The sequence below is a fragment of the Rhizobium sp. K33 genome (genome assembly GCF_056501445.1).
Map to the genome: position 1 here is coordinate 118,566 of NZ_CP096478.1, position 22,593 is coordinate 141,158.

25 protein-coding genes are annotated in these 22,593 nt (G+C 60.9%); 20 read left to right on the forward strand and 5 right to left on the reverse strand.

Features of this window, described 5'->3' with window-relative positions; translation table 11 throughout:
* Positions 1-4: 4 nt before the first annotated feature.
* From flhB to motA, 5 genes are all read right to left on the reverse strand, one after another.
* A complete protein-coding gene (gene flhB / locus M1E12_RS00550; RefSeq protein ID WP_136542404.1) occupies positions 5-1,087 on the reverse strand; it encodes a flagellar biosynthesis protein FlhB in 1,083 nt (360 codons plus the stop codon).
* 179 nt (positions 1,088-1,266) lie between these two features.
* The gene (gene fliG / locus M1E12_RS00555; RefSeq protein ID WP_113459901.1) at positions 1,267-2,304 is read right to left on the reverse strand and encodes a flagellar motor switch protein FliG; all 1,038 of its coding nucleotides are present in this window, start codon (positions 2,302-2,304) and stop codon (positions 1,267-1,269) included.
* A gap of 28 nt (positions 2,305-2,332) precedes the next feature.
* Entirely contained in the window at positions 2,333-2,959 is a 627-nt protein-coding gene (gene fliN, locus M1E12_RS00560) for a flagellar motor switch protein FliN (RefSeq protein ID WP_113459900.1), read from the reverse strand.
* A 61-nt stretch (positions 2,960-3,020) separates the two neighbouring features.
* Complete coding sequence (locus tag M1E12_RS00565) at positions 3,021-3,974, reverse strand: FliM/FliN family flagellar motor switch protein (protein ID WP_136542406.1); 954 nt, start codon at positions 3,972-3,974, stop codon at positions 3,021-3,023.
* On the reverse strand, positions 3,971-4,849 hold the full coding sequence (gene motA, locus M1E12_RS00570) for a flagellar motor stator protein MotA (protein WP_136542407.1): 879 nt from the start codon (positions 4,847-4,849) through the stop codon (positions 3,971-3,973). The genes M1E12_RS00565 and motA overlap by 4 nt, the downstream gene beginning before the upstream one ends.
* Before the next feature lie 224 nt (positions 4,850-5,073).
* On the opposite strand from motA, the gene flgF reads away from it, so the two are divergent.
* The 20 genes from flgF to motC all read left to right on the forward strand — a co-directional run bounded on the left by flgF (position 5,074) and on the right by motC (position 22,593).
* On the forward strand, positions 5,074-5,808 hold the full coding sequence (flgF, locus tag M1E12_RS00575; RefSeq protein ID WP_113459897.1) for a flagellar basal-body rod protein FlgF: 735 nt from the start codon (positions 5,074-5,076) through the stop codon (positions 5,806-5,808).
* Between the two features lie 18 nt (positions 5,809-5,826).
* Complete coding sequence (gene fliI, locus M1E12_RS00580) at positions 5,827-7,215, forward strand: flagellar protein export ATPase FliI (protein ID WP_113459896.1); 1,389 nt, start codon at positions 5,827-5,829, stop codon at positions 7,213-7,215.
* A 2-nt stretch (positions 7,216-7,217) separates the two neighbouring features.
* Positions 7,218-7,784 carry a flagellar protein gene (locus M1E12_RS00585; protein WP_136542408.1) on the forward strand — a complete coding sequence of 189 codons (567 nt, stop codon included), beginning with the start codon at positions 7,218-7,220 and terminating at the stop codon, positions 7,782-7,784.
* A 75-nt stretch (positions 7,785-7,859) separates the two neighbouring features.
* Positions 7,860-8,255 carry a flagellar basal body rod protein FlgB gene (gene flgB, locus M1E12_RS00590; RefSeq protein ID WP_113459894.1) on the forward strand — a complete coding sequence of 132 codons (396 nt, stop codon included), beginning with the start codon at positions 7,860-7,862 and terminating at the stop codon, positions 8,253-8,255.
* The gene (gene flgC / locus M1E12_RS00595; protein WP_113459893.1) at positions 8,255-8,677 is read left to right on the forward strand and encodes a flagellar basal body rod protein FlgC; all 423 of its coding nucleotides are present in this window, start codon (positions 8,255-8,257) and stop codon (positions 8,675-8,677) included. The genes flgB and flgC overlap by 1 nt, the downstream gene beginning before the upstream one ends.
* Positions 8,674-9,012 carry a flagellar hook-basal body complex protein FliE gene (gene fliE / locus M1E12_RS00600; protein ID WP_136542409.1) on the forward strand — a complete coding sequence of 113 codons (339 nt, stop codon included), beginning with the start codon at positions 8,674-8,676 and terminating at the stop codon, positions 9,010-9,012. Before flgC ends, fliE begins: the two co-directional genes overlap by 4 nt.
* Positions 9,013-9,027: 15 nt before the next feature.
* Positions 9,028-9,816, forward strand: coding sequence for a flagellar basal-body rod protein FlgG (flgG, locus tag M1E12_RS00605; protein ID WP_006726361.1), 789 nt, complete (start codon positions 9,028-9,030; stop codon positions 9,814-9,816).
* A 17-nt stretch (positions 9,817-9,833) separates the two neighbouring features.
* Entirely contained in the window at positions 9,834-10,310 is a 477-nt protein-coding gene (gene flgA, locus M1E12_RS00610) for a flagellar basal body P-ring formation chaperone FlgA (protein ID WP_479563363.1), read from the forward strand.
* A complete protein-coding gene (locus M1E12_RS00615; RefSeq protein ID WP_113459890.1) occupies positions 10,307-11,428 on the forward strand; it encodes a flagellar basal body P-ring protein FlgI in 1,122 nt (373 codons plus the stop codon). The genes flgA and M1E12_RS00615 overlap by 4 nt, the downstream gene beginning before the upstream one ends.
* Positions 11,425-11,961, forward strand: coding sequence for a MotE family protein (locus M1E12_RS00620; protein WP_479563364.1), 537 nt, complete (start codon positions 11,425-11,427; stop codon positions 11,959-11,961). Before M1E12_RS00615 ends, M1E12_RS00620 begins: the two co-directional genes overlap by 4 nt.
* Positions 11,958-12,677, forward strand: coding sequence for a flagellar basal body L-ring protein FlgH (flgH, locus tag M1E12_RS00625; protein ID WP_479563365.1), 720 nt, complete (start codon positions 11,958-11,960; stop codon positions 12,675-12,677). Before M1E12_RS00620 ends, flgH begins: the two co-directional genes overlap by 4 nt.
* Positions 12,678-12,698: 21 nt before the next feature.
* Entirely contained in the window at positions 12,699-13,220 is a 522-nt protein-coding gene (locus tag M1E12_RS00630) for a flagellar basal body-associated FliL family protein (RefSeq protein ID WP_479563366.1), read from the forward strand.
* A complete protein-coding gene (fliP, locus tag M1E12_RS00635) occupies positions 13,217-13,954 on the forward strand; it encodes a flagellar type III secretion system pore protein FliP (RefSeq protein ID WP_113459886.1) in 738 nt (245 codons plus the stop codon). The genes M1E12_RS00630 and fliP overlap by 4 nt, the downstream gene beginning before the upstream one ends.
* A 248-nt stretch (positions 13,955-14,202) precedes the next feature.
* Positions 14,203-15,129, forward strand: coding sequence for a flagellin N-terminal helical domain-containing protein (locus M1E12_RS00640; RefSeq protein ID WP_113459885.1), 927 nt, complete (start codon positions 14,203-14,205; stop codon positions 15,127-15,129).
* 402 nt (positions 15,130-15,531) lie between these two features.
* Positions 15,532-16,533, forward strand: a complete 1,002-nt coding sequence (locus tag M1E12_RS00645) for a flagellin N-terminal helical domain-containing protein (protein WP_479563367.1) — start codon at positions 15,532-15,534, stop codon at positions 16,531-16,533.
* A 222-nt stretch (positions 16,534-16,755) separates the two neighbouring features.
* Positions 16,756-17,754 (forward strand): flagellin N-terminal helical domain-containing protein, encoded by a 999-nt coding sequence (locus tag M1E12_RS00650; RefSeq protein ID WP_136542416.1) that lies wholly within the window; start codon positions 16,756-16,758, stop codon positions 17,752-17,754.
* 305 nt (positions 17,755-18,059) lie between these two features.
* Positions 18,060-19,019 carry a flagellin N-terminal helical domain-containing protein gene (locus M1E12_RS00655; RefSeq protein WP_479563368.1) on the forward strand — a complete coding sequence of 320 codons (960 nt, stop codon included), beginning with the start codon at positions 18,060-18,062 and terminating at the stop codon, positions 19,017-19,019.
* Positions 19,020-19,283: 264 nt separating this feature from the next.
* A complete protein-coding gene (locus M1E12_RS00660; RefSeq protein ID WP_479563369.1) occupies positions 19,284-19,931 on the forward strand; it encodes a FliH/SctL family protein in 648 nt (215 codons plus the stop codon).
* Positions 19,928-21,262, forward strand: a complete 1,335-nt coding sequence (locus M1E12_RS00665) for a MotB family protein (protein ID WP_479563370.1) — start codon at positions 19,928-19,930, stop codon at positions 21,260-21,262. Before M1E12_RS00660 ends, M1E12_RS00665 begins: the two co-directional genes overlap by 4 nt.
* Before the next feature lie 2 nt (positions 21,263-21,264).
* Positions 21,265-22,593: a chemotaxis protein MotC gene (gene motC, locus M1E12_RS00670; RefSeq protein ID WP_479563371.1), complete on the forward strand. Its 1,329-nt coding sequence runs from the start codon at positions 21,265-21,267 to the stop codon at positions 22,591-22,593.

Consider the following 22,593-nt stretch of genomic DNA (forward strand, 5'->3'; position numbering starts at 1 on the left):
GGGCCTAGCGTATCCGTCTCTTGGGGGCCTTGGACGCATAGACCCGGTGCACGAGCTCTGCGACTGCCTTGTAAAATACTGACGGAATGACGCTATCCACCGAGACTTGCGCAAACATGGAGCGGGCGAGCGGCGGATCCTCAAAAATGGGGATATCGTTTTCCCGGGCGATCTCGCGGATCTTAAGCGCCACGAGGTCCTGCCCCTTCGCAACCACCACCGGCGCCTCGTTTTCCTCGCGCACGTAACGCAGGGCCACCGCATAGTGGGTCGGATTGGTGATGACGAGAGTGGCGCGCGGAACGCTGGCAATCATGCGCTTGCGCGCGCGGTCGCGGGCAATCGATCTCTGGCGAGCCTTGACGATCGGGTCACCCTGCGCCTGCTTGTACTCTTCCTTGACCTCCTGCTTGGTCATGCGCAGCTGTTCATACCAGTGGTAGCGCGTCCAGAAGACGTCCACGGCGGCCAGCAGGGCGGTCGCCATCACCACGATGATCATCATCTTGTTCAGGATCTGGGAGAACTTGACGAAGATGACCTGCGGGTCGGAGAACATCGTGTCGATGATGCCGAAATAATCGCTCTTCAGGGCAAAGACCATGATGACGGACAGCACCACGATCTTGAAGATCGACTTGGCGAACTCCACCATGCCCTGGCTGCTGAAGATCCGCTTCCAGCCCTTGAACAGCGAGATGCGATTGAGCTGCGGCCTGATTCGCTCCAGAACGAAATAGGGCATGTGCTGCGCGACATTGGCTGCCACGCCGAGCATGATCAGCATGATCAGCATGGGCGCGAGAAAGGCGCCGATCTCCCAGGCGAGATGCGTGAAGAGTGAGACCACGTCGACGGCCGTCCCGAGATACCATTGGTCGGGGCGCTCGAAGATGTCCTTCAGCGACTGGCCGAGACGGGCGATGGCATTCGGGAGGAAGAAGACGGCATAAAGATAGAAGCCAAGAGCCGTCGCGAACAGCGGCGCCTCGCGCGAGGTCGGCACATTGCCTTTCTCCAGAGCGTCCCGAAGCTTTTTCTCGGTCGGGTCTTCTGTCTTGCTGTCTTCGTCGTCATCTTCGGCCATGACCGCTGCCCTTCCGGAAGGCGTGCATCAGGTGAAGCGAGCCCCTGCCTGATCCAGGCGCCGACACCGCATGCCGACGGCTTGCCGGGTCATTCCCGGTTGGATGAACGTAAACACCCGCCGATTGCGCATCAATCGGCGGGTGGTGAAAAGCTGCCGGTTTTCAACAGAGGTGACCGTTAGGCCGCCTGAGTTTCGCCTTCGGTATCCTTCAGCTGGATCTGGCCGGCATTGGCCAGGCGGATAGCTTCCTGCGCGACGGCGCGACGGGCGATCGCGATCTCGCGCGGATTGATGCCGGCGGTGCCGGCCTGCAGATCCGATTCGATCATGCGGCGGGAGCGCGGGCTGATCGAGGCCAGCACACATTCTTTGATTTCCGCACTGGCGCCACGCAGCGCCATGGTGAGGATTTCGCCGGAGATGTCGTTGAGCAGCAGCACGCGGCTGCGCTGCGGCATGGCCAGGAGATCCTCGAAGAGGAAGATCTTCGGACGCACCTTGTTGACCGATTCCTTGCTGATCGATTCGAGCGACTGGAGCAGGGTGTCGACTTCCGGCTTCTCGAGTTCGTTCATCAGTTCCGCAACCTTGGCCGAACCCGTCGAATTCTTCTCGGCATCGATTTCGGCGATCAGATCATGCACCCGGTTCTCGATGATCTGAGCAGCCTTCGGGCTGACATTCTTCAGGTTGACCGTGCGGTTCATGATGTCGGCGCGACGGCTTTCCGGCAGCTTCAGGAGAACCTTGGCACCGAAGGACGAGGGCAGCATGGAGAGGATATAGGCAACCGTCTGCGGATGCTCCCGCATCAGGAAGCGTGCGATGAAGTCAGGATCTGCATCCTGCAGGCGGTCCCAGATGGAGGCTTCATAGGCCTGGAAGGCGGTGCGACGCCCGAGGAGACCATCGACTTCTTCCGGCGTCAGGCCTTCCTCGAGAATGCTCTCGATGGCCTTCGCATTGTCCATCAGGCCGGCGCCCTCGGTGAAGAGGTCCTCGAACTCGTTGACCAGCTCGGTCAGCTCATCCGGCGGAATGGTGCGAAGGGTCTGTGCAGACGCGATGATCGTCTGCAGCTCGGCCTGCGTGAAGTATTTGAGCAGCTTTCCGGCGACACCCTTTCCCATGGCCAGCAGCACGGCAGCTGCCTTGTCGGCTTGGGAGAGGGGTTTTCCGGTTAAGGGGCCGCCAAAATCGTCAAAGTCCATCATGGTCTTGTCCTCTCTGGCCCGTCATGGGTCAGGATGTCTTGGTCGCCATCACTTCAATCAGTTTGACACCAAATCGTGTATCGTCGTTCTCGAGAACGGTGATCTCGCCGCGCGCGATGCGGCGGCCATTCACCATGATCTCGACAGGCTCGCCGATCTTCTTGTCCAGCGCGATGATGGCGCCTTCCTCGAGGTTCATCAGCCCGGACACCTGCATGCGGCTGGAGCCGAGCACGATCTGGACCTCGATCGGGATGTCCATGATCAGGTCGAGATTGGCGCTGAGGCCGCTTCCCGGTTCCTGCTGGGTTCCGGTCGAGCCACCGAAGTCGCCGCCGCCGAAATCGCTCGAGCCACCGAAATCGCTGGTCCCACCAAAATCACTGCCGCCGCCAAGATCACTGGACCCGCCGAAATCGCCGAGGCCGAAGTCATCGCTCGGGGCCGCTGCAGCGCCGCCGCCAAAATCCGATTCGAACGCCGCAAGCGGGTCGTCCTTGAGACCGAGGTCGGACCCGAAATCGCCCAGTCCGCCTTCGGCATCTGCCTTCAGGACGCCGCGAAGGTCGTCGACCGCCTGGTCGAAATCGGTGTCGCTCGCACCTGGCATCGCCAGAGCGTCGTCATCCTTCGGTGGTGTCTTCTTCGTTGCCATGGATTGATTATTCCTCTTGAAACTTGCCTCAAGCTGCCGTGGGTCAAGCCCCGGCAAATGCCTAGCTCATCAAATGCTTTAAGATCTCATCTTCGCTGCTCACATTGTCCTTCACCCGGACCGTGTAATTCTCGCCCGCACGGCCGAACTCGCAGACATAGAGGTTCTTGCCGTTTGCGCTGACGTCGACCATCACGTCACCCTTGTCGCGGAAGGGAATGACGTCGCCGGCAACCAGCCGCGAAACCGTCGACAGGGTCAGGCTGTCGAGCCGGATGCGAGCTTCAAGTGTCACCTGGGAACGGCGCACCTGTTCGGCGATCTGCTCCTGCCATTCCTTCTTCGACTTGCCGCCTTGCCCCTTCGACTTTGGCATGGTGACAACGGTCTTCAGAAGGGCCTTCTGCGGGATGACCAGGTAGAATTCCGAGGTGACCGTGCCGAGCGTGATGCCGAGCTTCACGGTCACGGCATATTCGTCGACATGATCTTCTTCCGGCTTCGGCCGGTCTTCGGCATTGTGGGCCTTCTCGAGAAGCGGCTCGAAGCCGCCGGCCGCGTTGACGCCCGAGCGCAGCACATTGGCGATCTTGTCATAGACCATCACCGCCAGATCGAGTTCGATCTGGGAGAGGGGACGTTCGATCGGCTCCTGGATCGTCTCGGGCAAGGCGCCGAGCAGGTTCTCCATCAACGTGATGACGAAGCTGTTGCCGCAAGCCAGCACGAAATTCGGCGACCAGTTGCGCAGCTGCCCGTCGGCCAGCGAAACATTGTCGCCGAGATCGGCGATCAGATCCGTCATCAGCCCGCTTTCGTGGCCGTTGTAATGGACCTGCATATGGAGACCGGTCTCGCTGTGGAAGACGTCGGGCAGGAATTCCACGTAGAGCTGGCCGAAGTCCGCACAGAGGCGCTGCAGCGTCTTGGAATCGCCCAGCCCGCCGGTCAGCTTGGCCAGAAGGGCGCGGTCCATGCGTGGTGCAGTATCAGTTTGAGCTTCCGTCATGATCAGGCCGCCTTGCTTTCACCGCCGCCGCCCGGGTTCATCATTTCCTGCTCTACGGCGTCGATCGACGGACGCTCGTAGGAGGAGATGGTCTTGCGGCCGTATTCGAGTGCCACCTGCGGGACGGAGCCGTTCATGTAGGCGAGCAGCGTCTGCTTCACGATGATGTAGAGACGATGCTGCTTCGTACGGACCATCTTGATCTGGGCGATGATCGGGTTGCAGAGGCAGTAGGAGAGGAAGATGCCGAGCATCGTGCCGACAAGTGCGGCGCCGATCAGGCCACCCAGAACTTCGGGCGACTCGTTGATCTTGCTCATGGCCTTGATAACGCCGAGAACGGCCGCGACGATACCGATTGCCGGGAAGCTGTCGCCCATGGCAGTCATGGCGTGGTACGGCTTCATCTTGTCGTAGTGGATGGTCTCGATTTCCTCGTCCATCAGCGCTTCGATCTCGTGGCTGCGCGCGTTGCCGATGATGATCAGGCGAACATAGTCACAGATGAACGCGGTCAGTTCCTTGTTCTTCAGGAGGTTCGGAGCCGCGGTGAAGATCGAGGATTCTTCCGGGTTGTCGATATGGGCTTCAATCTCGTTGCGCGACTTGGTGCGGAGGTCGCGCATCAGAGAGTAGAGAACGCCGAGAACGTCGAGATAATCGCGCTCCTTCGGCACCTTCTGCTTGAAGGCCTCGCCCATCGCCTTGCCGGTGTCTTTGATGACCTTCATCGGGTTGGCCATGATGAAGCCACCCACGCCAGCGCCGCCGATGATGACGAGCTCGAACGGCTGGACGAGAACATCCAGGTGGCCACCCATGGCCATGAAGCCGCCGAGTACGCAGCCCAGTGTGATGATGAAACCGACGATAATGTTCATTTTGCCCGCACCCGAACGTTACTATTCACCGTAAGCGATAGATCCCCTGCCTTGCGTGAGGCTGAATGACAGAGCCAATTTTGGGCCACGCTTGATCCCCGGACAAAAGGGCTCCGGTCAACAGTTTCGCGCAAGCCTTTTGCCGCAAGAAGAGCCAGTAGAGCGTAGGCTACCCTGCGTTAAATAATGATTTACTGATATTCTTCACCTGCGGAGGAAAAACGGTGCAATCCGGTATTTACGTGTCCCTGTCGTCGCAGATGGCCCTCGAGCGCCGTCTCACCACGATCGCTGACAACATGGCCAATGTGAACACGGTTGGTTTCCGCTCGACGGACGTGAAGTTCGACGAAATGTTGAGCCGCACCGGCAATGATCTCAACGCGAAGGTCGCCTTCGTCAGCCAGGGCAACGACTATCTGTCCACCAAGAGCGGCGAACTCATCGAGACCGGCAACGTGCTCGACTTCGCCATCAAGGGTGACGCCTGGTTCTCCATCGATACGCCAGTGGGGCAGGTCCTGACGCGCGATGGCCGCTTCACCATGACCGACACCGGCGCACTCGTTTCCACGCGCGGTTATCCCGTCCTCGATGCAGGTGGCGCACCGATCCAGCTCAACCGTGCCGGTGGTCCGCCGGAAGTTGGCGCGAGCGGTCAGATCATGCAGGACGGACGTGTCGTCGCCACGCTCGGCGTCTTCACGGCCGATGTCCGCAACGGCTTCCTCCGCTTTGAAAACAGCGGCGTGACCACGGTCGACAATCCGCAGCCGGTCGTCGACAACCCGGAAATCTCGGTGCTGCAGGGTTATGTCGAGAACTCCAACGTCAACGGTATCGGCGAGATGACGCAGCTCATCCAGGTCAACCGTGCGTTCGAGGCGATCAGCTCGCTGATCAGCTCGAGCGAAAACACCATGAGCGAGGCGATCAAGGTCCTCGGCGGCGGCAACTAAGCCTGAGATCGGAAAGACATGACTGCGCCAAACCCCGAAGAACTCCCGCTCTCCCCGAAGCTCGGACAGTTGGCGGCTCTGGCGCAGCGCTATTCCAACCCCAGTCATTCAGTCACCCAGGGCGGCCATGTCCGCACAATCGCAGCCGGCCACTACACCGTGACAGGTCTGTCGCGGCATGTGCGTCTCGGCGAATTCGTCGCCCATCGCTCGGCCACCGGTGTCCATCTGGGCGAAGTCGTCCGCGTCGAGCCTGACGTTTGCTATGTCTGCCCGATCGAGCCAGGCGAGCCGATTGGCATCCATGATGTGGTCATCCGCAAGGGCGCCTTCCGCGTCGCCCCCGATGACAGCTGGTGCGGGCGCACGATCAATGCGCTCGGAGATCCCATCGACAATGGACCGGCACTTGCGCCTGGTCCGGAGCGCCGGCCGATCTCGACCACCGCGCCGCCGTCCATGACCCGCCGCCGCGTCGAAACCGGCTTCAAGACGGGCGTCCGCGCCATCGATATCTTTTCGCCGCTCTGCCTTGGCCAGCGTCTCGGCATTTTCGCCGGTTCCGGCGTCGGCAAGTCCACACTTCTTTCCATGCTCGCGCGTGCAGACGCCTTCGACAAGGTGGTAATTGCGCTCGTCGGCGAACGTGGCCGTGAAGTCCGCGAATTCATCGAGGATACGCTCGGCGACAACATGGCCAAGTCGATTGCCGTGGTCGCCACCAGCGACGAAAGCCCGATGCTGCGCAAGATGGCGCCGCTGACGGCGATCACGATCGCAGAGCATTTCCGCGACAAGGGCCAGAACGTCCTCTTCATCGTCGATAGCGTCACCCGTTTTGCCCATGCGATCCGCGAAGTGGCAACCGCGGCCGGCGAGCCGCCGATCGCGCGCGGCTATCCGGCGTCGGTCTTCACCGAGCTTCCCCGTCTCCTGGAGCGCGCCGGTCCCGGCGCCGAAGGCGCGGGCACCATCACCGCGATCATCTCGATTCTGGTCGATGGCGACAACCACAACGATCCGATCGCGGACTCGACGCGCGGTATTCTCGACGGCCACATTGTCCTTGATCGTGCCTTGGCCGATGAAGGGCGCTACCCGCCGATCAACCCTCTGACCTCGATTTCCCGTTTGGCACGCAAAGCCTGGACGGCGGAGCAGGAAAAGCTGGTCTCGCGTCTAAAGGCGCTGATTCACCGGTTCGAGGAAACGCGCGACCTGCGCCTGATTGGTGGTTATCGAAACGGTTCCGATCCTGATCTCGATATGGCGATCAAGCAGGTGCCGGTCATCTACGACATTCTGAAACAGACGCCGGGCGAAAAGCCGGCGCTCGACGCCTATGCCGATCTGGCCAACGCCCTGAAGGCGGCGGCCGGCGGGCAGGGCATGCGACAAAGGGGCTGACCATGACCGATTTCGATGCTGACGAGCCCGTGGCTCCGCTGCGACCGGTCCTGGCGAAACGCCGTATTCCGACCATTGACCGTGTTCTGGCCTTTACTGGCATAGCGCTCGCATGCGGCGCAGCCTTCTTCCCCTGGTATGTCTTCTTCAACGAGGAGAAGTTCGGAGTTCGTGTCGCCGACTGGGAACGCACGCGCGATCTGCCGGAAGGCCCGGGCCGTGATGTTTTCAGCGTTTCGCCCCTTGCCCTAGTCGATCGTGACGACGAAGGCGGAGAGGGTGATGCCGAAGCTCAGGTCGACCAGATCGTCACCGCGACTGTCCCGACCCTGGGACGTGAGCAGCCCGATGGTCTCGAGACCCAACCCAGCCAGCCTTTCCCGGGACGATCCGGCTTCCGTTTGCTGCATGTGGCCAATGGCCGTGCGCTGATCGAAGACAAGGCCGGCATGTATCTTGTCCGCGTCGGCTCGATCCTGCCGGACAACAGCCGTGTGGCAACGCTTGAACAGCGCGACGGGAAATGGGTCATTGTGACCTCCGCGGGCGAGGTTGTTCAAAACAATTGAGGAAGCGTGGGGCGGGCAAGTCCCACGCAAGATTACTGGCCTAGGCTCCGATCAGTAAAAGACGGAGTAACGCCCATGAATCCCATCCAGTTGTTCGAGCTTGCCTCAAGACAGGCGGAATGGCTTTCGGTGCGCCAGCAGGTGGTGGCGACCAATATCGCCAATGCCAACACGCCCAAGTTCGTGGCCAAGGACATCACGCCCTTCAGCGCTGTCCTGGACAAGACCGGCATGGTGCAGGGCATGGCCGTCACCCAGCCGGGTCACATGGCGTCGGCCGACTTCAGCGACCGCAACATCGCCATCGAGGAAGAAGATCTCAACAACGAGATCGGCATCCAGGAGTCTGGCAACACGGTCGCCCTGTCGGACGAACTCCGCAAGACCGGCGAGATCAAGCGCAATCACGAGCTTAACACCTCGCTGATGTCCTCCTTCCATCGCATGATGCTAATGACGGTGAAACGCTGATGTCCGATCCACTGCTTGCCACACTGAAGGTTGCCGGAAGCGGGCTTGAAGCCCAGTCGACCCGCCTTCGGATCGTCTCCGAAAACATCGCCAATGCGCGCACGACCGGCGACACTCCCGGTGCCGACCCGTACCGGCGCAAGACGGTGACCTTCGGCGCCGAGCTCGATCGCGTCAGCGGCGCAGAGACGGTCGAGGTCAAGAAGCTTGGCGTCGATTTCGCCGATTTCATCGAGGAATACGATCCTGGCAATCCGGCTGCCGACGAGCGCGGCATCGTCAAGATGCCGAACGTCAACATCCTCGTCGAAATGGCGGACATGCGGGAATCCAACCGCACCTACGAAGCCAACCTGCAGACCATCAAGCAGACCCGCGACATGATCTCTCAGACCATAGCGTTGCTGAAGGCCTCACAATGATTGAATCCGTTACCAAGACGAGCGCCCTGTCGGGCATCAACGGCCTCGACTCCCTGTCGAGCTCCTTCTCCACGAAGGGCCTCACCACGGAAGGCACGACCCCGGGCACCATGACCGGCGAAACCTTCCTGTCGGCGCTCAACAGCATGGCGATCCAGGCATCCGACAATCTGAAGCAGGCCGAGCAGGCTTCCTTTGACGGCCTGATGGGCAAGGCGAACACCCGCGAGGTGGTCGATGCCGTCATGCAGGCCGAGCAGTCGCTCCAGACGGCGATCGCGTTCCGCGACAAGATCGTCAACGCCTATCTCGAAATCACCAAGATGCAGATCTGACAGGGGTACCGAATTATGAGAGCGCTCGCCATCGCAGCCACGGGTATGGATGCCCAGCAGACCAATCTTGAGGTCATCGCGAACAACATCGCCAACATCAACACGACCGGCTTCAAGCGGGCGCGTGCGGAGTTTTCCGACCTTCTCTACCAGACGGAGCGCGCCCAGGGCGTGCCGAACCGTGCCAACCAGGCCATCGTGCCGGAAGGTGCCAATATCGGTCTCGGCGTCCAGACGGCTGCCGTCCGCAACATTCACACCCAGGGCCAGCTCACCCAGACCGGCAACGAACTGGATCTCGCCCTGATCGGCCGTGGCTGGTTCCAGATCGAAAGCCCTGATGGTGCCACCCTCTACAGCCGCTCCGGCGCGTTCAACATGAACGCCGAGGGTCAGCTCGTCACGATCGACGGCTATCTCGTCACGCCGCAGATCACGATTCCGCAGGATGCGAGCGAAGTCGTCATCAGCCGCACCGGCCAGGTTCAGGCCCGTATCGGCAACGACGCCGATTACACCGATCTCGGCCAGCTGACGATTGCCAACTTCGTCAACGAAGCCGGCCTGAAGCCGCTCGGCGACAACCTGTTTGCCGAAACGGCCGCCTCGGGTGCCGCGATTGTCGGCGCGCCGGAAGATCCGGGCTTCGGCTACATCAAGCAGTCCTACCTGGAAGCCTCGAACGTCGACTCGGTCAAGGAGATCACCGACATGATCTCGGCCCAGCGTGCCTACGAGATGAATTCCAAGGTCATCACCACTGCCGACGAGATGGCTCAGATCGTCAGCAAGAACCTCAAGTAAGACAACTGGAGGCAAACATGAGGTTTCGCCGGAAAATCGGACATGCCCTGCGGGCGGCGGCAATCGCCGCCGCAGCGTTTGGCTTCGCCGCCGGCACGGCGCTGGCGCAGAACACGGCCGTGATCCCCAGGCAGATCATCTATCCGGGCGAAACCATTTCCTCCGAACAGCTCGACGTGGTTGCCGTGACGAACCCCAACCTCGCGGGCGGCTATGCCCGCACCCGCGAGGAAGTCGTCGGCATGGTGGCGAAGCGCACGCTCTTGCCCGGTCGGACCATTCCGGTCCACGGCCTGCGTGAAGCCTTCGCCGTCAAGCGCGGCACCAGCGTCCGCCTGACATTCGCGATCGGTAACATGCTGATCAGCGCGAGCGGCACTCCTTTGACCGATGCTTCCGTTGGCGACGTCGTGAAGGTCCGCAACATCGATTCCGGCTCGATCGTCTCAGGCACGGTCATGGCCGATGGTACCGTACAGGTGATGGCAAAATGAGACTGACTGCACCCCTGCGGATCGCAATCTGTGCCCTGGCGCTGGTCCTGGCTCCGCTCGAGCCGGCCGTGAGCGCCAATTCGCGCATCAAGGACATCGCCTCGCTGCAGTCCGGCCGTGACAACCAGCTCATCGGCTATGGCCTCGTCGTCGGCTTGCAGGGAACGGGCGACAGCCTGCGCTCCTCGCCCTTCACCGACCAGTCCATGCGCGCCATGCTGCAGAACCTCGGGATCTCTACCCAGGGCGGACAGTCGAATGCAAAGAACGTGGCGGCCGTCATGGTCACCGCCAATCTCCCGCCCTTCGCCAGCCCCGGCAGCCGCATCGATGTGACGGTGAGCTCGCTCGGCGACTCGACCTCTCTGCGCGGCGGAACGCTGGTCATGACCTCGCTCACCGGCGCCGATGGCCAGATCTACGCCGTCGCGCAAGGCTCTGTTGTCGTCTCCGGCGTCAATGCCCAGGGCGATGCCGCAGCGGTCCAGCAGGGCATCACCACCTCGGGCCGGGTTCCGACCGGAGCGATCATCGAGCGCGAGCTGCCGTCCAAGTTCAAGGACAGCCTCAATCTCGTCCTGCAGCTCCGCAATCCCGACTTCACGACGGCGCTGAGGGTCGCCGACACGATCAACGCCTACGCGGCTGCCAATTACGGCGCGCCGATCGCCGAAGCGCGTGACAGCCTGGAGATCGTCGTCCAGAAGCCGCGCACCGCAGATCTCGCCCGGCTGATGGCTGACGTCGAAAATCTGGTCGTCGCGACGGACTCTCCCGCCCGCGTGGTGATCAACGAGCGCACGGGTACCATTGTCATCGGCGCAGATGTCCGCGTGTCGCGCGTGGCTGTCAGCTATGGCACCCTGACCGTCCAGGTGCAGGAAACACCGCAGATCATCCAGCCGGAGCCCTTCTCTCGCGGCGAGACGGCCGTCCAGCCGCAGACCGATATCTCCATCCGCCAGGAAGGCGACCAGATCGCCATCGTCGACGGCCCTGATCTCAGAACTCTCGTCAGCGGACTGAACAGCATCGGCGTGAAGCCGGACGGCGTGATCGCGATCCTTCAGGGGATCAAGTCGGCCGGTGCCCTGCAAGCGGAGCTCGTCCTGCAATGATCAAAGCAAGCCCCTCCCGTTTTTCCCGCATCGCGCTGCGCAATGCTGCTGTCGTTCTCGCGATCGCAACACTCCCTGCCTTCGCGCAAAACGCTGTCGGCCAGCAGCAGGCCGCCGAAAGCCCGACGGAAGCCGAGATCCGCCAGTTCTGCACCGGGATTGCCGATGCGGCCCGCGACCAGCGCTACCTGCTCCAGAAGCAGGAACTGGAGAAACTCCAGGCCGATGTCGACAGCCGTATTGCGATCCTCGAAGAGCGTCGCGCGGAATACGAGGACTGGCTCGGTCGCCGGAATGAATTCATGAAGCAGGCCGAAGGCCAGCTCGTCGAAATCTACAAGAAGATGGCGCCGGATGCGGCGGCCCCGCAGCTCGAGCAGACGAACGTCATCCTCGCTGCAGCCATCATCATGAAGTTGCCACCCCGCCAGTCGAGCCTGATCCTCACGGAGATGAGCGCGGACAAGGCGGCACAGGTCGCCTCGATCATGTCGAGCGCCGGCGACCCCACCACATCGAAGGACCCATCATGATGAAGCGTTTTCCGGCACTGCTGGCCGCACTCCTCCTGGCCGGCTGCCAGAGCCAGACCATCAAGGAAATCGGCAACGCGCCATCCATGAGCCCGATCGGGTCCGGTCTGCGCTACAGCCAGACCCCGCAGATGGCCATGTATCCAAAGCAGCCGATCCAGACGGCGAGCGGTTATTCGCTGTGGAGCGACAGCCAGTCGGCGCTGTTCAAGGACGCGCGCGCGCTGAACGTTGGCGACATCCTGACGGTCAACATCGAGATCAACGACCGCGCGTCGTTCGATAACAAGACGGACCGTAGCCGCACGAACGGCACGGGCCTGTCATGGGGCGCGAACGTCACGAACTTCCTTGGTTTCTCGACGGACACGGGAACCTCCGGCGATCTGTCGACCGATTCCAACTCGAGCTCCAAGGGCTCGGGCAAGACCGAGCGTTCTGAAAAGCTCAACCTGCTCGTCGCAGCCGTGGTCACCGGTGTGCTCGAAAACGGCAACCTGTTGATCAGCGGTTCGCAGGAAGTGCGCGTCAACCACGAGCTCCGGATCTTGAACGTGGCTGGTATCGTGCGGCCTCAGGATGTCGATGCCGAGAACGAGATCTCCTACGACCGGATCGCCGAAGCCCGCATCTCCTATGGCGGGCGTGGCCGTCTGACCGAGGTGCAGCAGCCGCCGATCGGCCAGCAGGTCGTCGACATCTACTCGCCCTTCTGACGCGATCCGGGGACAAAGGACATGGAAGAACCTCAGGAAGGCGAAGGCAAGAAGAAGTCGGGATTGATGGCACTGGTCATCCCCCTGGTCGTGCTGACCGCCGTCGGTGGCGGTGGCGGCTGGGTCATCGGCAACATGCTCGCGCCCCAGGTCAAGCAGGCCGAAGACGCTGCGAAGGCAGCCGAAGCCGCGGCTGCCGGCGAGCATGGTGGCGAGGCGAAAAAGGACGAGGAGGGGCTCCCCCCGATCTCGACCGAGGCCAATGGCGTGGTGGCGCTCGAGCCGATCACCACGAACCTCGCCTACCCCTCGGAAAACTGGATCCGTCTGGAAGTGGCCCTGATGTTCAACGGCCCGCCGGACGTCAAGATTGCCGAGGATGTCCATCAGGACATCATGGCCTATCTGCGCACGGTATCACTGCAACAGGTCGAGGGCCCGCGCGGCTTTCAATATCTCAAGGATGACCTTCAGGAGCGAGTTGACCTACGCTCGGAAGGCCGCGTATCCAAGGTGATGTTCAGAACGCTCGTGATCGAATGATTCGGTTTCTACTCCTCGTCGCCGTCATGATGATGGCGCCGCAACTGGCTGTAGCACAGCAGTTGCCGACGGATATCTTCAACACCCCGATCGATGGATCGGTGGCGGCGTGGATCATTCGTACCTTCGGTTTGCTCACGGTGCTTTCGATCGCGCCGGGCATTCTGATCATGGTGACGAGCTTCCCGCGTTTCCTTATCGCCTTTTCGATCCTGCGCTCCGGCATGGGGCTTGCGACAACGCCCTCCAACATGATCCTGACCAGCATGGCGCTGTTCATGACCTTCTATGTCATGGCGCCGACCATGGACCGGTCCTGGCGCGAAGGCGTGCAGCCGCTGATCAACAATCAGATCACCGAAGCCGAAGCCGTCGCCCTGATTGCCGAGCCCTTCCGCACCTTCATGACGGCGAACACGCGTGACAAGGATCTGGCCCTCTTCGTCGACATCGCCAACGAGCGCGGCCAGGCCACCATCGTGGACGGCCGGGTCGACTACCGTGTGCTGATCCCCGCCTTCATGTTGTCGGAAATTCGCCGCGGCTTCGAAATCGGCTTCCTCATCATCCTCCCCTTCCTGGTCATCGATATGGTGGTCGCGACCATCACCATGGCCATGGGTATGATGATGTTGCCGCCTACCTCGATCTCGCTGCCTTTCAAGATACTGTTCTTCGTCCTGATCGACGGCTGGAACCTGCTCGTCGGAAGCCTCGTCCGATCGTTTGCCTGAGTTAACCATGACGGTTGAGGGTTGATTCACCACGCTCCCTTACGGGGGATTCACCACGTCATCAGCGCCCTCTGAGCTGCCTTCAATTGTAAAGAAGTTGGCAAGGATTGGCTGCGAGTTTGGACCTCGCACGACGGGTCTGGTAGCAACGAAAAATACCAAAAGGCATGATGCCGAACGTCCGTGACCGGTAAGTTTTGTAAGTCCGGTATGTCCCCTCTTGTATCTCGTTTAAGGGACAAATTGACATGGCCAGCATTCTGACCAACTCCAGCGCGATGTCCGCGCTCTCCACCCTGCGCTCGATCGCTTCCAGCATGGAATCGACGCAGAACGCCATCTCGACCGGTATGAAGGTCTCCAAGGCCTCCGACAACGCTGCTTACTGGTCGATCTCGACGACTATGAAGTCGGACAACATGGCACTCGCCGCTGTCAACGACGCCCTTGGCGTTGGTGCAGCGAAGGTTGACACCGGTTATGCCGGCATGGAGTCGGCCATCGATGTAATGAAGGAAATCAAGGCCAAGGTTGTCGCCGCCAAGGAAGAAGGCGTCGATAAGGCCAAGATTCAGGAAGAAATCACACAGCTGAAGGACCAGTTGGTGTCGATCGCGAAGAGCGCCTCGTTCAACGGTGAAAACTGGCTTGCTGCAGAAACCATGGGTGACAAGACCGTCGTGTCTGGCTTTGTGCGTGACGCTTCGGGCAACGTGGGCGTGAAGACCACGACTTACACTCTGGCCGCTAGCAATGTGCTTTACCAGCTGGACGCTCAGGGTGAGGTTGACGCTGCTGGCGATTCAATCCTGACCAGCGGTGACAACGTGACGGTCGCTGGCGCAGCAGCAGCGGTCGCATCGATCAAGATCAACGATTTGGACGTCACAGGCGATGATCTTGACGTCGCATTGGCTTCGGTTGACTTGGCTCTCACCAAGATGACCAGCGCCGGTGCGGAACTTGGCTCGATCTCCAAGCGCATCGATCTGCAGTCGTCGTTTTCCTCGAAGCTGTCCGACGCCATCGAAAAGGGCGTTGGCCGTCTTATCGATGCGGACATGAACGAAGAGTCGACCCGCCTCAAGGCTCTGCAGACCCAGCAGCAGCTGGCAATCCAGGCGCTCTCGATCGCCAACAACGACTCGCAGAATATCCTGTCACTCTTCCGTTAATCGCAATGACAGGCCGGCCCCTCTGGGCCGGCTAGACACTCCCGACGCCAATATGCCTTGGTGGCTGACCAGAGGCGCGCGAAGGGAAGGCTTGACCCTCCGGAGGCTGAACCGGAACGGAAGCTACACGAAGGTCGCGTTCGGAAACGAATGCGGCCTTTGCGTTTTATTAATCATGACATGATACGCGCGCGCACGCTCGAAGGTTGCAATTTTTTCCAGAAAAGTTCCGTCCGCCGCTTTCGCTTAGGTCTTCATTAACCTTGATGGTTTTATCTAAGCCTATCGAAGCGGCGAGCTAACTATTAAATTTCAGCCAGTTAGCAGGCATGATGCTGTGCGCCGTTACCGGTGAGACCGGAATGTCCCTTCTTAGTCAGCCATTCAAGGGGCAATACTACCATGACGAGCATTCTTACCAATATCGCCGCCATGTCGGCACTCCAGACGCTGCGTTCGATCGGCAGCAACATGGAAGACACCCAGGCCCGCGTATCTTCCGGTCAGCGCGTCGGCGAAGCATCCGACAACGCTGCCTATTGGTCGATCGCTACCACCATGAAGTCCGACAACATGGCACTGTCTGCCGTGTCTGACGCTCTTGGCCTCGGCGCCTCCAAGATCGATACCGCCTATGCCGGTATGGAATCCGCCATCGACGTGGTCAAGGAAATCAAGGCCAAGCTGGTTACCGCCACCGAAGAGGGCGTCGACAAGGCCAAGGTTCAGGAAGAAATCACGCAGCTCCAGCAGCAGCTTCTGTCCATCGCAGAATCGGCTTCCTTCAGCGGCGAAAACTGGATCGCTGGTGGCACCGACACGATGACCGCAGGCACCACGGAAGACGTTACTGTCGTGTCCGGTTTTGTTCGCGACGCCAACAACAACGTTTCGGTCAAGACGACGACCTACACGCTGGACGCCACGACTGCGGGCAGCATGACCCTTCTGTTCGGTGGCGACGCCGATGGCGCAATCGACACGGCTTCCGGTATTCTCGGCCTGACCGCCGCGGACTTCACGACGACCGACTTCGACGCAACTGTCGCCGGTACCGATGGTGCCGCGACCGCAGTCGCTGGCTTCTCCGTCTACACGCTGGATATCAACGGCTTCGATGGCGCAGCTATGGCTGAAGCCCTCACGCTCGTCGACGCTGCCCTGGCATTCATGACCAGCGCAGCAGCCGACCTCGGCTCGATCTCCATGCGTATCGAACTGCAGGAAGACTTCGTAAACAAGCTGTCTGACTCGCTCGACTCCGGTGTTGGCCGCCTCGTTGACGCCGACATGAACGAAGAATCGACCCGCCTCAAGGCACTGCAGACCCAGCAGCAGCTGGCTGTCCAGTCGCTCTCGATCGCCAACTCTTCTTCGGAAGTCATCCTCTCGCTCTTCCGTTAAGACTGAAGAGATCCAGCATCGAAGCCGCCCTCCGGGGCGGCTTTTTTCGTTTTAACGATTTTATCAGATCTCTTTAACCATGCGTTAACCATAAGCCCGTTACATGAAGCCATGTAACGATGAGTTAACCAAGACGAAGAACTGGTTAAGGGCATTAGGCCGCTTCATCGTTCCCGGTAAGACCGGGATGTCCCCAAAACTAGCCATTTAAGGGACACGACCGTGACCAGCATTTTGACGAACAACGCAGCGATGGCTGCACTCCAGACTCTTCGGGCGCTCGACTCCAGCATGCAGGATACCCAGGCGCGCGTATCCTCCGGCCTGCGTGTCGGCGGAGCTTCCGATAACGCCGCCTACTGGTCGATCGCGACCACCATGCGCTCCGACAACATGGCTCTCTCGGCCGTCCAGGATGCCCTCGGTCTCGGCGCTGCCAAGATCGACACCGCTTATGCCGCGATGGAAAGCTCCATCGAAGTCATGAAGGAAATCAAGGCGAAGGTCGTTGCCGCCACCGAAGAAGGCGTCGACAAGAACAAGATCCAGGAAGAAATCGACCAGCTGCAGGAACAGCTTCGTTCGATCTCGGAATCGGCAAGCTTCAGTGGCCAGAACTGGGTCGCTACCGGTACCGATACGGTGACCGCTCCTGCCGACGTGACCGTCGTATCCGGCTTCATCCGCGACTCGAGCGGCAATGTTTCGGTCTCGACCACCCTCTATTCTCTCGACGCAACGACACCCGACGGCATGACCGTTCTGTTCGGTGGCGATGCGAACGGCCTGATCGATTACAACTCCGGTATCATCGGCAGCATCTCCGATACCTTCGACGCCTTCGTCGACTGGGACAATGACGGAGCAGTGGGCGCGGGTGCGGCGGAAATCGCCGGTGTCTCGATCGACCAGCTCGACATCACCGGCCTGACGACGGCCGGTATGCAGGAAGCACTCGCACTCGTTGAATACGGTCTGCAGCAGATGACCAGCGCCGCAGCTGCTCTCGGCTCCATCTCGATGCGCATCGGCATGCAGGAAGACTTCGTTGCCGCTCTCACAGACTCGATCGATAGCGGTGTCGGTCGCCTCGTCGATGCGGACATGAACGAAGAATCGACCCGCCTGAAGGCTCTGCAGACCCAGCAGCAGCTCGCCATCCAGTCGCTCTCGATCGCCAACACCTCTTCCGAAAGCATCCTGACACTCTTCCGTCAGTAAGCGGCGCCTTGGCTAGGGGCGACTTCGTCCCGCCCTGACGGTGTCGGATGTTCTCGGTGTGAATCCGCGCCTCGCAAGAGGCGCGGATTTTCGTTTGAGCCTTGCGCGAAACTTTTGGCATTTTCGTTTCAACTACAAAAGGCAAGTCGATACCTTGCCTTCCCCGCTCTCTGTTTGTTAACTGCCACTGTTAACGATTTGTTAACGGTGACGGGGACCGCGCGTGTGCGCGTTCTGCATGATGCCCTCCCGTCTTCCCGGCGAGCCGCCGGATGCGCAGTCCTACACGCTTAGGGGCACCAAGCATGACCAGTATTATGACCAACGCGGCCGCCATGGCGGCGCTGCAGACGCTTCGTTCGATCGACAACAATCTCGAGACGACCCAGCGGCGCGTTTCCTCGGGTTACCGGGTTGAAACAGCAGCCGACAATGCCGGCTACTGGTCCATTGCCACCACGATGCGCTCCGACAATGCGGCGCTGTCGACTGTATCCGACGCGCTCGGCCTTGGCGCGGCGACCGTTGATACCGCTTACACTGCGCTCGACAACGTCGTCGACGTCATGTCCTCGATCAAGGCGAAGCTCGTTGCAGCCAGCGAGCCGGGCGTCGACAAGAACAAGATCAACGAGGAAATGACGCAGCTGAAGAACCAGCTGATCTCGGCGGCGCAGTCGGCGTCGTTCTCCGGTGAAAACTGGCTCTACAACACCAATGCCGCTCCCCTTGGTACCAAGCAGGTGGTGTCCTCCTTCGTCCGCGGCGCCGATGGCAGCGTGCAGGTCACGACCCTCGATTTCGATACGGCGGAATCCGTCCTGATCGACATCCAGGACGCGTCCCAGGGCTTCCTCACCAAGGCGATCGACGCCGGCGCCCTGCGCAACACGGGCACAGGCGCGCGCGAATACTTCCTGCTCGACATGGGCGCAGCTCCCGCAGGCGATGAAATCGCCATCGACACGACCACAGACAAGGATACACTCGACGACATGATCGCTGTCGTCGACGATGTCATCCAGCAGTTGACCGACGCCGCGGCGACTCTCGGCGCGATCACCAGCCGTATCGAGATGCAGGACAACTTCGTCTCCAACCTCATGGACGTGATCGACAAGGGTATCGGCCGTCTGGTCGACGCCGACATGAACGAGGAATCGACCCGCCTGAAGGCCCTGCAGACCCAGCAGCAGCTCGGCATTCAGGCTCTCTCGATCGCCAATACCAGCGCCGAGAAGCTCCTGACGCTCTTCCAGCGCTGATGGTTGAAGCGCCGGATGCGAAGGCGTCCGGCGCTCGCGTGCCGTTCTGGGGCAGGGGGCCGGAAACGTCATTCATCTTCGCGCAAGTTTGAACCCATAACGTCAGGAAGAGCACGTGGCAGCAATGCGCCCTGCGTGTCGAATGAGCTTCAAACTGTGTCGGAAGATGAGAGAACGCGTAACGGATATGCTGAAGTCTGATCTTCTTCAAATGGAAGGCCTGCCATGCTGGTCTACCAACGTCGCCGATGGAGGCGATTGCCGATGAGCATGCCGCTTGCCCGCTATCTCAAGGATTTCTCGACGACGGCTGCGCCACCGGCGCCACCTGCGCCGAGCTTCGATCTGCCGACCGTTGACGATTTCGATATGGATTTCCCGGCGCTGCCCGAACCGGAGCCCGTGGATATCGAGGCTATCAGGCGGGAAGCCTTCGCAGAAGGCCACGAAGCGGGTGAAAAGGAAGCGACCGAGCGCCTGGAAGTCGAGCGGCAGGCAATGGAGATCGCCCATGCCCAGGCACTGGCCGAACGCGACCAGAGGCTGCGCGACGAGTTTGCGGAACTGCTGGCGACCAAGCTGCCCGAAGTAATCCAGAAACTCTCCCTGGCCGTCAGCGAACAGGCGGCGCAGGCGCTGGCGCCGGTTATCGGGGAAGCATTGGCTGACAAGGCGGTAGAGGATCTCGCAGCCCTTCTTCAAACTGCAATAGCTGCGGGCGAGGCGGGAACGATCGAAGTCAAGGGTCCGCGCGCGCTGTTCCAGAAGCTCCAGTCGGAAATGCCGGACCATACTGAATTCTTGCGCCATGTCGAAGATCCGGACCTGGATCTGACTGCCGAGTTCGGTGACGCGGCACTCGTCACCCGTATTTCCGCCTTCACGGCGAGCCTGAAGAAAGTCCTGGCATGAGTGACGAAAACCATCACCACGGCAAGAACGAGATCATCATCGTCAAGCGTCACAAGGGTGACCATGACGGTGCGCATGGTGGTGCCTGGAAGATCGCCTATGCCGACTTCATGACCGCCATGATGGCCTTCTTCCTCGTGATGTGGCTCGTCAACGCTGCCAACGAAGAAACCAAGGCATCCGTCGCCAGCTACTTCAACCCGATCAAGCTCTCCGACGAGAAGCCGACGGAGAAGGGTTTGGAAAAGCCCGTCGAAACCAGCGAGGGCGAGGAGAAGAAGGAGCGCTCCCAGGTCGACGAAGATCAGGACAAGGTCGGTTCCGCTGCTGCCACGGGCGAGGACCAGACCGCGTCCTCGGGCGATGAGGCGAACTATTCTGAAGCCGACTTCTTCGAAAACCCCTATTCGGTTCTCGCAGAAATCGCTCAGGAAGTGGGTCAGCAGGCCAATGTCAGCGCCAAGGGGGAGGGCGGTGCCGCCGATTCCGGTCCCTCGACCGGCGCTCAGGGCGGCGAAGCTTATCGCGACCCCTTCGATCCTGATTTCTGGACCCAGCAGGTGCAGACGGCAAACGGCCCGCCCGGCGAGCCGACCGATGCACAGACACCGGCCGAGCAGGCTGAGACCGCGCCGCAGCTTCAGACAGAACCTGCGGATCCCTCGACCGAGCCCGAGCAGCAGATTGCCCTGGTTGTTCCCGGGCAGAGGCCGGTCGATCCGGCCACGCCTGCCGAAGCAATGAACGAGGGCAAAACGGCCGAGCCGGACATGCCGAAAAGCGAAGTCGGCGAGACGGACAAGCCCGAGACACAGACTGAGGACAAGCCGGAAACCGCCAATGCCGAGGCGCAATTCGAAGCCCAACTCGCTGCCGCCGATCAACTGAAGGCCGAAATCGAGCAATCGATCGGCGGTGCCGCTGGCAAGCTCGCCGAAGGCCTGATCGTCACGCCGGCAGAAGGCGGTCTCCTCGTCACGATCAGCGATCAGAGCGACGCTGCCATGTTCAACGTCGGATCGGCCGTGCCCCGCCGCGAACTGGTGCTCGCCATGGAGCGGCTGGGCAAGCTCCTTCAGGAAAAGCCGGGCCGGATCGTCATTCGCGGACATACGGACGGACGCCAGTTCAAGGGTACGGAAAACGACAACTGGCGGCTTTCCATGGCCCGCGCACACAGCGCCTATTACATGCTGGTCCGCGGCGGCTTGAGCGAGAACCGTGTCGAGCAGGTCACGGGCTTTGCCGATCGACGTCTGCAGATTCCGGATGATCCGCTGGCTGACGCCAACCGCCGTATCGAAATCCTCATCGAAGCGGATGAGGGGTGAGCATGGCCATCCGGCGACTGTCCCTCCTTTGCTCTGTGCTGTCTGGTCTGGCCCTGCTTTCGGCCGGATCGTTCAGCCATGCGCAGCAGGTGGACGAGACGCTCGAGCCGTACCGCATGCTCCGCTCCCTGCAATTCGTGCAGGACACCGTCGTCCGGGGCGACCATTCCGCTGCGGACATGCAGCGCTTCATGCTGGGCACGATTGACGAGCGGCTGCGCACCGCGGATCCGAAGACCTTCCAGGATCCTCGCAATGTCGATGCGGCGCTCATCTATGCCATGAGCGGCGGCAACCCCGCGACGCTCGAATATCTCGTTGCCCGCGACATCGACGGTAACTTCGACAACCGCGTCAGCGACGCCTTGCGTAAGTATCTGAGCGGCAAGGGTACACTGATTGCGAAGACGCTCGGCGATATGGCCGTCGAATACAAGAACGCCAAGATCGGCCCCTATCTCGCCCTGGTCGCCGGCAATGTCACCTTGACCAAGGATCCTGCGGCGGCCTTGAAGTTCTACGACTGGGCTCGTTTGACCGCACCCGGCACGATCGTGGAAGAAGCTGCCCTGCGCCGTTCGCTCGCCGTCGCAGTCGATGCCAAGATCGTCGACAAGGCATCCCTCTACGCCAATGGCTACGCCCGCCGCTTCCTCTATTCTCCCTATGCCAGTCAGTTTGCCGATCTCTTCGTGCGCTTCGTGGTCGAGCATTACGAGGTCTTGAAGCCCGAAGATATCGATGCGACGCTCGGCTACATGGATGTCGACCGGCGCCGGGAAGTCTATCTCCGCGTTGCCCGTGAGGCCGCAATCGCCGGCCGCAAGGAACTGGCGACAATGGCTGCCGAACAGGCAAAACTCCTCTCGGGCAGCGAGGAAGGTGCAGACGCTCTCGCCAGGCTCTATGGCAGCCTCGTCGGCGTGCCGACGGAAAACGTCGACGACGCCATGGCTGTGCTGATGACCATCCCGGAAGAGGCGCTTTCGCCTCGGGACCGCGCTCTGAGGCAGGCCGCCGAGACGGTTGCCAAGGAGGTTCTGCGCAAGCCGGCGCCTGCGCAAAAGCCGCAATTGCCGCCGGCTGAGGTCTCCGCCGAAAGCGCAGCCCTCGAAGCCGCAGCGGCCGATCAGGATCTTCAGGATCCCTTCGCCCAACCGCAACAGACCGAAAGCGCTTTGCCCGAAGCGGAGGTTCAGCCTGCAGCCGCAGCGCCGGAAACGCCGCCTGCCGAGCAGGCCGAGATTGATCCGGAACTGCGCACTTTCGTCGAGACGGGCCGGTCCAAACTCGATGCCATTGATGATCTTCTCCAGAAAGAAGGCCCCTGA

Excerpts from the sequence above, each read along its gene's own strand:
- flhB (WP_136542404.1), bottom strand. The coding sequence starts at position 1,087 with ATGGCCGAAGATGACGACGAAGACAGCAAGACAGAAGACCCGACCGAG.
- fliG (WP_113459901.1), bottom strand. The coding sequence starts at position 2,304 with ATGATGGACTTTGACGATTTTGGCGGCCCCTTAACCGGAAAACCCCTC.
- fliN (WP_113459900.1), bottom strand. The coding sequence starts at position 2,959 with ATGGCAACGAAGAAGACACCACCGAAGGATGACGACGCTCTGGCGATG.
- motA (WP_136542407.1), bottom strand. The coding sequence starts at position 4,849 with ATGAACATTATCGTCGGTTTCATCATCACACTGGGCTGCGTACTCGGC.
- fliI (WP_113459896.1), top strand. The coding sequence starts at position 5,827 with ATGACTGCGCCAAACCCCGAAGAACTCCCGCTCTCCCCGAAGCTCGGA.
- M1E12_RS00585 (WP_136542408.1), top strand. The coding sequence starts at position 7,218 with ATGACCGATTTCGATGCTGACGAGCCCGTGGCTCCGCTGCGACCGGTC.
- flgB (WP_113459894.1), top strand. The coding sequence starts at position 7,860 with ATGAATCCCATCCAGTTGTTCGAGCTTGCCTCAAGACAGGCGGAATGG.
- flgC (WP_113459893.1), top strand. The coding sequence starts at position 8,255 with ATGTCCGATCCACTGCTTGCCACACTGAAGGTTGCCGGAAGCGGGCTT.
- fliE (WP_136542409.1), top strand. The coding sequence starts at position 8,674 with ATGATTGAATCCGTTACCAAGACGAGCGCCCTGTCGGGCATCAACGGC.
- flgG (WP_006726361.1), top strand. The coding sequence starts at position 9,028 with ATGAGAGCGCTCGCCATCGCAGCCACGGGTATGGATGCCCAGCAGACC.
- flgA (WP_479563363.1), top strand. The coding sequence starts at position 9,834 with ATGAGGTTTCGCCGGAAAATCGGACATGCCCTGCGGGCGGCGGCAATC.
- M1E12_RS00615 (WP_113459890.1), top strand. The coding sequence starts at position 10,307 with ATGAGACTGACTGCACCCCTGCGGATCGCAATCTGTGCCCTGGCGCTG.
- M1E12_RS00620 (WP_479563364.1), top strand. The coding sequence starts at position 11,425 with ATGATCAAAGCAAGCCCCTCCCGTTTTTCCCGCATCGCGCTGCGCAAT.
- flgH (WP_479563365.1), top strand. The coding sequence starts at position 11,958 with ATGATGAAGCGTTTTCCGGCACTGCTGGCCGCACTCCTCCTGGCCGGC.
- M1E12_RS00630 (WP_479563366.1), top strand. The coding sequence starts at position 12,699 with ATGGAAGAACCTCAGGAAGGCGAAGGCAAGAAGAAGTCGGGATTGATG.
- fliP (WP_113459886.1), top strand. The coding sequence starts at position 13,217 with ATGATTCGGTTTCTACTCCTCGTCGCCGTCATGATGATGGCGCCGCAA.
- M1E12_RS00640 (WP_113459885.1), top strand. The coding sequence starts at position 14,203 with ATGGCCAGCATTCTGACCAACTCCAGCGCGATGTCCGCGCTCTCCACC.
- M1E12_RS00645 (WP_479563367.1), top strand. The coding sequence starts at position 15,532 with ATGACGAGCATTCTTACCAATATCGCCGCCATGTCGGCACTCCAGACG.
- M1E12_RS00655 (WP_479563368.1), top strand. The coding sequence starts at position 18,060 with ATGACCAGTATTATGACCAACGCGGCCGCCATGGCGGCGCTGCAGACG.
- M1E12_RS00660 (WP_479563369.1), top strand. The coding sequence starts at position 19,284 with ATGAGCATGCCGCTTGCCCGCTATCTCAAGGATTTCTCGACGACGGCT.
- M1E12_RS00665 (WP_479563370.1), top strand. The coding sequence starts at position 19,928 with ATGAGTGACGAAAACCATCACCACGGCAAGAACGAGATCATCATCGTC.
- motC (WP_479563371.1), top strand. The coding sequence starts at position 21,265 with ATGGCCATCCGGCGACTGTCCCTCCTTTGCTCTGTGCTGTCTGGTCTG.